Source organism: Phenylobacterium sp., from assembly GCF_044358365.1.
Taxonomy (GTDB): Bacteria; Pseudomonadota; Alphaproteobacteria; order Caulobacterales; family Caulobacteraceae; genus Phenylobacterium.
On the sequence record NZ_JBIKNZ010000004.1, the window covers coordinates 95,184 to 102,783 of the forward strand.

6 protein-coding genes are annotated in these 7,600 nt (G+C 63.6%); 4 read left to right on the forward strand and 2 right to left on the reverse strand.

Annotated features, from left to right (window positions below; translation table 11 throughout):
* The first annotated feature begins 115 nt into the window (after nucleotides 1-115).
* Together ACIQ3B_RS02525 and ACIQ3B_RS02530 are read left to right on the forward strand one after the other, a co-directional pair.
* On the forward strand, nucleotides 116-1,357 hold the full coding sequence (locus ACIQ3B_RS02525) for a serine hydrolase domain-containing protein (RefSeq protein ID WP_397399737.1): 1,242 nt from the start codon (nucleotides 116-118) through the stop codon (nucleotides 1,355-1,357).
* An 11-nt stretch (nucleotides 1,358-1,368) separates the two neighbouring features.
* Nucleotides 1,369-2,604: a cytochrome P450 gene (locus ACIQ3B_RS02530; protein ID WP_397399738.1), complete on the forward strand. Its 1,236-nt coding sequence runs from the start codon at nucleotides 1,369-1,371 to the stop codon at nucleotides 2,602-2,604.
* 8 nt (nucleotides 2,605-2,612) lie between these two features.
* Here ACIQ3B_RS02530 and ACIQ3B_RS02535 read toward each other — a convergent pair whose 3' ends face one another.
* Nucleotides 2,613-3,416 carry a glutathione S-transferase family protein gene (locus ACIQ3B_RS02535; protein WP_397399739.1) on the reverse strand — a complete coding sequence of 268 codons (804 nt, stop codon included), beginning with the start codon at nucleotides 3,414-3,416 and terminating at the stop codon, nucleotides 2,613-2,615.
* Nucleotides 3,417-3,550: 134 nt separating this feature from the next.
* Nucleotides 3,551-4,042, reverse strand: a complete 492-nt coding sequence (locus ACIQ3B_RS02540) for an NAD(P)H-dependent oxidoreductase (RefSeq protein WP_397399740.1) — start codon at nucleotides 4,040-4,042, stop codon at nucleotides 3,551-3,553.
* Between the two features lie 107 nt (nucleotides 4,043-4,149).
* Between ACIQ3B_RS02540 and ACIQ3B_RS02545 the strand changes: the two genes are divergently transcribed.
* Together ACIQ3B_RS02545 and aspS are read left to right on the forward strand one after the other, a co-directional pair.
* Nucleotides 4,150-5,505, forward strand: a complete 1,356-nt coding sequence (locus ACIQ3B_RS02545) for a serine hydrolase domain-containing protein (protein WP_397399741.1) — start codon at nucleotides 4,150-4,152, stop codon at nucleotides 5,503-5,505.
* Nucleotides 5,506-5,618: 113 nt separating this feature from the next.
* The gene (gene aspS / locus ACIQ3B_RS02550) at nucleotides 5,619-7,397 is read left to right on the forward strand and encodes an aspartate--tRNA ligase (RefSeq protein WP_397399742.1); all 1,779 of its coding nucleotides are present in this window, start codon (nucleotides 5,619-5,621) and stop codon (nucleotides 7,395-7,397) included.
* Nucleotides 7,398-7,600 lie beyond the last annotated feature (203 nt).

Sequence of the window (7,600 nt, forward strand, 5' to 3'; positions counted from 1 at the left end):
TGAAGTCTCCCCATGGCGAGGAACGTCCGCACTGTTGCATGTCCGGTCAATCCTTCGCTTGAACCCGACGCCGATTGCGGCTGGGATGGCAGCCAAAGATGCTGAAGGAAACGTCATGAGTGAATTCCTCGACGCCAAAGCCAGTGATCCGGTAGCGCGCGGACTGATGGTTGGCTTCCCGCCGGGGCCGGATCGGCTGCTGCGGGTGGCGGACGGAACCAGCCGCGGCTTTCCCAACCATCGCTGGAGCTTCAGTCACCAACGGGAACTTGGTCCCTCGGCGGCTATCCGGCGCGGGCCCGGCGCGGCGGTGGCGTTGAGCTATGGGTTGAGGGACGACCTGGATGCGGTTGGCTTCACGACACAGGATGGGCAGGCCATGACCTGGGGCCAGTCCGTGGACGTCAATTTCACGGACGGGCTCATCGTTTTGCATCGCGGCAAGGTGGTTTACGAGACCTATCGCGGCGCGCTCGCACCCCACATCCCGCACCATGCCATGTCCGTGACCAAGTCGTTCACAGGTCTGTTGGCCGCGACGCTGGCCCACGAAGGTGTGCTGGACCCCGGCGCGCCGGTGGTGAACTGGCTGCCGGAGATGGCCGGCACGGCCTATGGCGACGCCACCCTGCGCCATGTGATGGATATGACCACAGGCGTTCGCTACTCTGAGGTCTACACCGATCCCAAGGCCGAGGTGCAGGCCTATGCGGCCGCGGCAGGACTTTGGTCACCGCCAAACCCCACGGGGCCGGACAATATCATAGACTTCCTGAGAACCCTGGCCAAGGAGGGCGAGCACGGTCAGGCCTTTGCCTACAAGACCTGCAACACCGAGGTGCTGAGCTGGATCGTCCAGCGCGCCGGCGCCGCCCCGCTCGCCCAGCAGATTTCGGAACGCATCTGGCAGCGGCTGGGGGTTGAGGAGGACGCCTATCTGATGGTGGATCGGACAGGCATGGCGATCGGCGGCGCGGCGCTCAACACCACCCTGCGTGATCTGGCCCGATTTGGCGAGATGATGCGAAACGGCGGATTAGCCAACGGCCAGCAGATCGTGCCAGCCGTCGTGGTCGCCGATATCGCGGGCGGTGCGGACCGCGATCACTTCGCCAAGGCCGACTATGTCACCCTGCCGGGCTGGAGCTACCGGAACCAGTGGTGGGTGTCGCACAACCGTTTCGGCGCCTACACCGCGCGCGGTATTCATGGGCAGGCCTGCTATGTTGCCCCGAGCGCCGAAATGGTGATCGCCCGCTACGCGTCTCATCCGACAGCGGCCAACGGAAATGGTCCGCTGGACCGGGTGTCGCTGCCAGCCTATGAAGCGCTGGCTGAACACCTGCGACGTAGCTGACGGATCGCCCCATGACCGACCGGCCCTTGCCTTCGTTGTCCGAACTGACGCCGCTCAACCCGGCCTACCGGGACGATCCGCAACTGTTACTGGATGATCTTCGCGAGCGCTGCCCCGCGCATCGTGACCCTTCTTCCGGCAGTCTTGTGCTCAGCCGCTATGCCGACGCGCGCGGCGTGGTCAACGACCGGGAGATGTGGCGCGATCCTTTCAGGGCGGAAGAGGGGGCCATCCTTGAGCAACGCCAGATCGCCGGGGTCGACCGCAATCTACCTCGAACCTCCACCACCAGCATCCTGTTGCTCGACGACCCCGATCATGCCCGCGTGCGGCAACCTCTGGCCCAGGCGCTCTATGCCCGTGTCGCCAGGTGCCGTCCGCAGGTCGAGGCGTTGGTTGACGCGGCGCTGGATCGCCTGCCTAGCGATGGGCCCTTTGATCTTATGGATCGGTTCTGCGTTCCGATCCCCGTCGACGTCATCGCCGCTATCCTGGGCGTAGACCCGGAGCGCCTGGTGGAGTTCCGCCACTGGTCCGAGGGGATCGTCCAGAGCGTGAATCCACTTCGCACGCCAGAGCAGACGGCGGCGATGAAGGTGGCCCGAATTGGCCTGGATGCCTACTTCACCGAGACCTTGGCGGCCCGTCGGCTGGAACCGCGAGATGATCTCATCACTGATATGGTCCAGCTTCAGGCGGCGGGCGCCGATCTGTCTGAGGCAGAGCTGCGGATCAATCTAACGGCCCTGCTGGTAGCCGGAAACCTCACCACGACCGACCTGATCGGCAACGGCGTGCGGTTGCTCCTGAAACATCCTGATGAACTGGCGAAGCTCCGGGCCGATCCGAAGACCGTGAACGCTGTCGTCGAAGAGATCCTTCGCTTCGAGCCGCCGGTGGAGATCACCGGTCGTCTGGCATCGCGCGAGATGGAGGTTGGGGGCTGTCCGATGAAACCGGGGCAGTCGATCATTGTGCTGCTGCGTTCGGCCAATCGTGACGCTGAGGCCTGGCCCGACCCGGACCGGTTCGACGTTAGCCGCAAGCACCGTTCGCACATGTCGTTCGGCGGCGGCGCGCACATCTGTATCGGTGCGCCCTTGGCCCGGCTCGAGGCCCAGGTGGCGCTGGTGCGGCTGTTTGATCGATTCCCGAATTTGCGCCTGGCCGATCCGGAAGCTGCACCGGAGTGGCGCACGCTTCCGTTTTTCAGAGGCCTTCAGAGACTGGATGTCGTCGGCGGGTAGTTCGGCGATCAGGTCGCCGGGCGCGGCGCGGGCCGGGCCTGTGGGCCTGAGGGCGCGTGCTTCGGAAGCACGGGCAGATTGCCGATCATGCCGTCGGGACGCGCCTTGGCCAGCATTTGCTTGTAGGCCGGACGCGCCTCGATCCTAGCTTTCCAGTCTGCAACGTTCGGGAACAGGGCGCCATCGACGATATTCAGGCTCGTGGCGACGTTCAGGGGGAACATCATCATGATGTCTGCGCCCGAGAATTCCGCGCCGCCGAACCAGGAGTTTTTGGCCAGGAAGTCTTCGGCGAACTGCACGACTGCCTCGGAATCCACAGCGGGCGAGCGGGTGGTGGGCGGATTGGTGCGCCAGGCGCGGTAGTCGGAAAACAGCCGGGCGGCCAGAGACCCCTCGGCGTAGTGCATCCACATCAGATGGTTGGGGTAGTCACGGCTTTCCAGCGCAGGCTGCAGCCTACCGCCGGCGTGACGGTTCAGCACCATCTCGATGATGGCGCCGCTCTCGACCAGGATCTGATCTCCATAGCGCACGGTTGGCGCCATCGGCACTACCGGGCTGAGCGCGCGGATTGCGGCCATGGAGGCGCCCAGATTGCCGCGTGTGAACACCAGTTTGTAGGGCATCCCCAGTTCTTCCATCAGCCAGACGACCCGTTCCGAGCGACGTCCTTCGAGGTGATAGATGGTGAAGTCCGGCATCGGGAGCGCCGGGCCTTTCGCCTTGCGCCCGGGCGCCGCGAAGGCGGCGGGCGCGAGGGCGAGGCCGGCGAGCAGGGCCAGCGAGCGTCGGGCGATGGAGTTTTGCATGGTGTATCCTCGAGACTTCAATTTTGCGGACCCGGCGGCCAACCGGCGCTGTCCGAGGCCATATTGGCGGCGACCTTAAGCTGAGCCACAGCAAAAACCAGCGATTGTCGAAACCTTGCCGCCAGGATCAGGCCCTAGAAGATTCCGAGGGCCAACCCCGCCGCCATGGCCGCGCCAAGGTCGTGGCAGGGTTTCAGCGACCCGGAGGTCATATGCTTCGTCGCCATGATGGCCTCGGCCGTCTGGGCGTGGGTGCAATGAATGATGGGCTCGGCTATCGGCTTGAGCCGCCATCCTGTGACGATCCGAGCCAACTGGCGCGCAGCCCCGGTTCCGTCGCTACCGGCTGCGATCAGGTGACCATAGGGGCGGGCGTTGAGTTGATCGAGAACGTCGTAGTAGGTGCGATCAAACATGGCCTTCATTTCACCGGAGAGGGCGGCCAGGTTCTCGGGCCCGGCGAAAACAAAGGCCTGGGCGGCCAGTAACTCGGCCGATGTCGCCGCCTCCGAGGTGACAAGGCGCACCTCGATATCCGGCTCCTGACGCGCGCCCTCTGCCGCAGCCTCGGCCATGGCCCGGGCCGTTCCGGTTCGCGAATGCCAGATGATCAGAATGCGTTTCATGACCTCCAGTGTAGCGACGGGTTGCAGACCTGAAACCTACATCAGCTTGCGCCAACCCGTCCGACCCCTAAGCTTGGCGCAACAATTGTTCGGGAGGGGACTGAACCATGGATCTACAAATACGCTTCGCGACGGCGCTAACGGCCGTGTCACTGGCGCTGGCGCCGATGTCGGCCGGCTACGCTCAGACGGCGAAGAAGGTCGCTGCGGCTCCCCCGGCTGGCGCGCTGTCGCCGGCATCCAGCCCCGAGTCCCTCGGCTTCGATAGCGCCCGGCTGGCGCGATTGGACGCCTACATGGCGGACGCTGTCTCCCGCGGCCGGGTGGCTGGCGCCACTACACTCCTGGCGCGCCACGGCAAGGTCGTGTCGTTCAAGACCCACGGCAAGATGAGCCTCGAAACCGGTCAGCCGATGACCAGGGATACGATTTTCCGAATCTATTCCATGACCAAGCCGATCACGGGCGTGGCGATGATGATCCTGTTCGAAGAGGGCAAGTGGCGGCTCGACGACCCCGTCACCCGATACGTTCCCGAGTTCAAGGCGCTGAAGGTGGTCAAGACGGTCAATCCCGACGGGACCATGGTTCTCGAGGACATGAAGCGTCCGCCGACCATGCGCGAGATCATGAGCCACACCGCAGGCTTCGGCTATGGCCTGCAGAACGAGCATCCGGTCGACAAGATGTACCGGGAAGCGCGGGTGCTGGGATCTTCGGGTCTGAAGGAGATGATCGATCGTACGGCAACTATCCCGCTGATCTCTCAGCCGGGTACATCGTGGCGCTACTCATCCTCGGTGGATATCCAGGGTTACATCGTCGAGAAGCTGAGCGGGCAAACCCTGGGCGCTTTCATGGAGAGCCGCATCTTCAAGCCATTGAAGATGGTCGACACCGCCTTCTACGTGCCGGCCGCGAAAGCCAGTCGCCTTGCCGAGGTCTATGTCGGCAACCGCGAAACAGGAAAGATTGAGCCAGCTAGGACGGTCTTTGGAAACAACATGCAGAGCTACCTGCAGCCGCCGGCCATGGAATCCGGCGGCGGCGGGCTGGTCGGGACCACGATGGACTACGCCCGTTTCGCCCAGATGATTGCGAACAAGGGTGAACTGGATGGCGCGCGCATACTGGCGCCCTCGTCGGTAGAGCTTATGGGAACGAATGTAATTCCCAGGGACGTGCTGGTGAACTCCAACGGGACCGCCGGCTCGCGGTTCAACGAAGCGGTGGGTTTCGGGCTCGACTTCATGATCGTGAAGGACGCTCGGGCTGCAGGGACCAATCAGGGGGATGGTACATTGAGCTGGGGCGGTGCGGCGGGCACCTGGTTCTGGGTGGATCCGACGAATGACCTGATCTTCGTCGGCATGATCCAGCGGATGGGCGGGACCGGCGGCGATGACCTCGGCGGAATGGCCAGGACGCTGACCTATCAGGCCCTGGTGCATCCGGAGAAGTAGTGGGCGCTTTTCCCTCCCCCGCGCCGGGGAGGGGTGGCGTTACCGCGCCTTGACTTTCCGGGCCCCGCGTGTCCCCTTCCGCGCCTCGTAAAACAGCTGATTTCCCCCGGAAAATGCACGCTTATCGCTCTCATACATGCGGCGCGCTGCGCGCCGACGACACCGGCAAGACGGTCCGTCTTTCGGGCTGGATCCACCGCAAGCGTGATCACGGCGGGCTGATGTTCGTCGATCTGCGCGATCATTATGGTCTGACACAGCTGGTGATCAGCCCGGAGACGCCTGGCTTCAATGTCATGGAGCGGCTGCGCGCTGAAAGCGTGATCCGGGTAGACGGCGATGTGGTGGCGCGCTCGTCGGAGACGAAGAACGCCAACCTGCCCACCGGTGAGGTCGAGATCCGGGTGCGCGAGATTACGGTGCTGTCCGAGGCCTCCGAACTTCCGCTCCCGGTGTTCGGCGAGCCGGACTATCCGGAAGAAATCCGACTCAAGAACCGTCACCTGGACCTGCGCCGCGAAACGCTACACCGGAACATTGTGCTGCGGTCCAAGGTGATCCACTCAATCCGCAACCGGATGATCGGGCAGGGGTTTCTGGAGTACCAGACCCCGATCCTGACGGCCTCATCGCCGGAAGGCGCGCGGGACTTCCTGGTGCCCTCGCGCCTGCACCCGTCGAAATTCTATGCGCTGCCGCAGGCGCCCCAGCAGTTCAAACAACTGCTGATGGTCTCTGGCTTCGACCGCTATTTCCAGATCGCACCCTGCTTTCGCGACGAGGACCTAAGGGCCGATCGAAGCCTGGAATTCTACCAGCTCGACGTCGAGATGAGCTTTGTGACGCAGGAGGACGTGTTCGCCGCGATCGAGCCGGTGATGCACGGCGTGTTCGAAGAGTTTGCGAACGGAAAGCCGGTGACGCCCTATCCGTTCCCGCGCATACCCTACCGGGCCTGCATGAGCATGTACGGCACGGACAAGCCGGATTTGCGGAACCCGATCATCATGCAGGATGTCTCCGACCCGTTCCGTGGCGGTGGCTTCGGCCTGTTCGCGCGTATCCTTGAAGACAAGAAGAACGCTGTCTGGGCGATCCCGGCGCCGAAGGGCGGAAGCCGGGCCTTCTGCGACCGGATGAACAGCTGGGCGCAGGGCGAGGGGCAGCCGGGCCTGGGCTACATCTTCTGGAGTGAGGATCAGGGTGGTTGGGGCGGCCCGATCGCTAAGAACCTGGGTCCGGAAAAGACCGATGCGGTCATGACCCAGATCGGCATGGGGCAGGGCGACGCCGCCTTCTTTGTCGCCGGCGACCCCAAGACCTTTGTGAAGTTTGCCGGCTCGGCCCGCACCAGGGTCGGGACCGACCTCAAGCTGTTGGACGAGGATCGCTTCGAGTTTGTCTGGATCGTCGATTTCCCGATGTTCGAGATGAACGAAGAGACGAACCACGTGGATTTCTCTCACAATCCCTTCTCGATGCCGCAGGGCGAGCTTGAGGCGCTGAACACCAGGGATCCGCTGGATATACTGGCGTATCAGTATGACATCGTGTGCAATGGCTATGAGTTGTGCTCGGGCGCGGTGAGAAACCATCTGCCGGAGATCATGGTCCGGGCGTTCGAGATCGCGGGCTACAACGAGGCGGTGGTCGAGGAACAGTTCGGCGGGATGCTCAACGCTTTCCGCCACGGCGCGCCGCCGCACGGAGGCCTGGCGCCTGGTATAGACCGGATCGTGATGCTGCTGGCCGGCGAGACGGCGATCCGTGAGGTTATCGCGTTCCCGCTGAACCAGCAGGGTCAGGACCTGATGATGAACGCGCCATCAGAAGTTGCCGATAACCAACTGAAAGAACTGCATATTCGCCTGGCGCCGCCGATCAAGGTCTGACGACATCAACGGCTACCTTGGGTGCTGACAAGCTGCGGCGGAGCGGGTGGCGCAGGCGGGACCGGGCGCGCGATATCTAGAGCGGATTCCATTCAGTCTGCATCGTATCCGCAGCTCTTGAAGTAGTTGGCGCACTCGGTCGGAGTGAAGAGGTCGATGAAGCGTCCGATGGCGTCCCAGAGGGCACCGACGGTTCGCTCGGC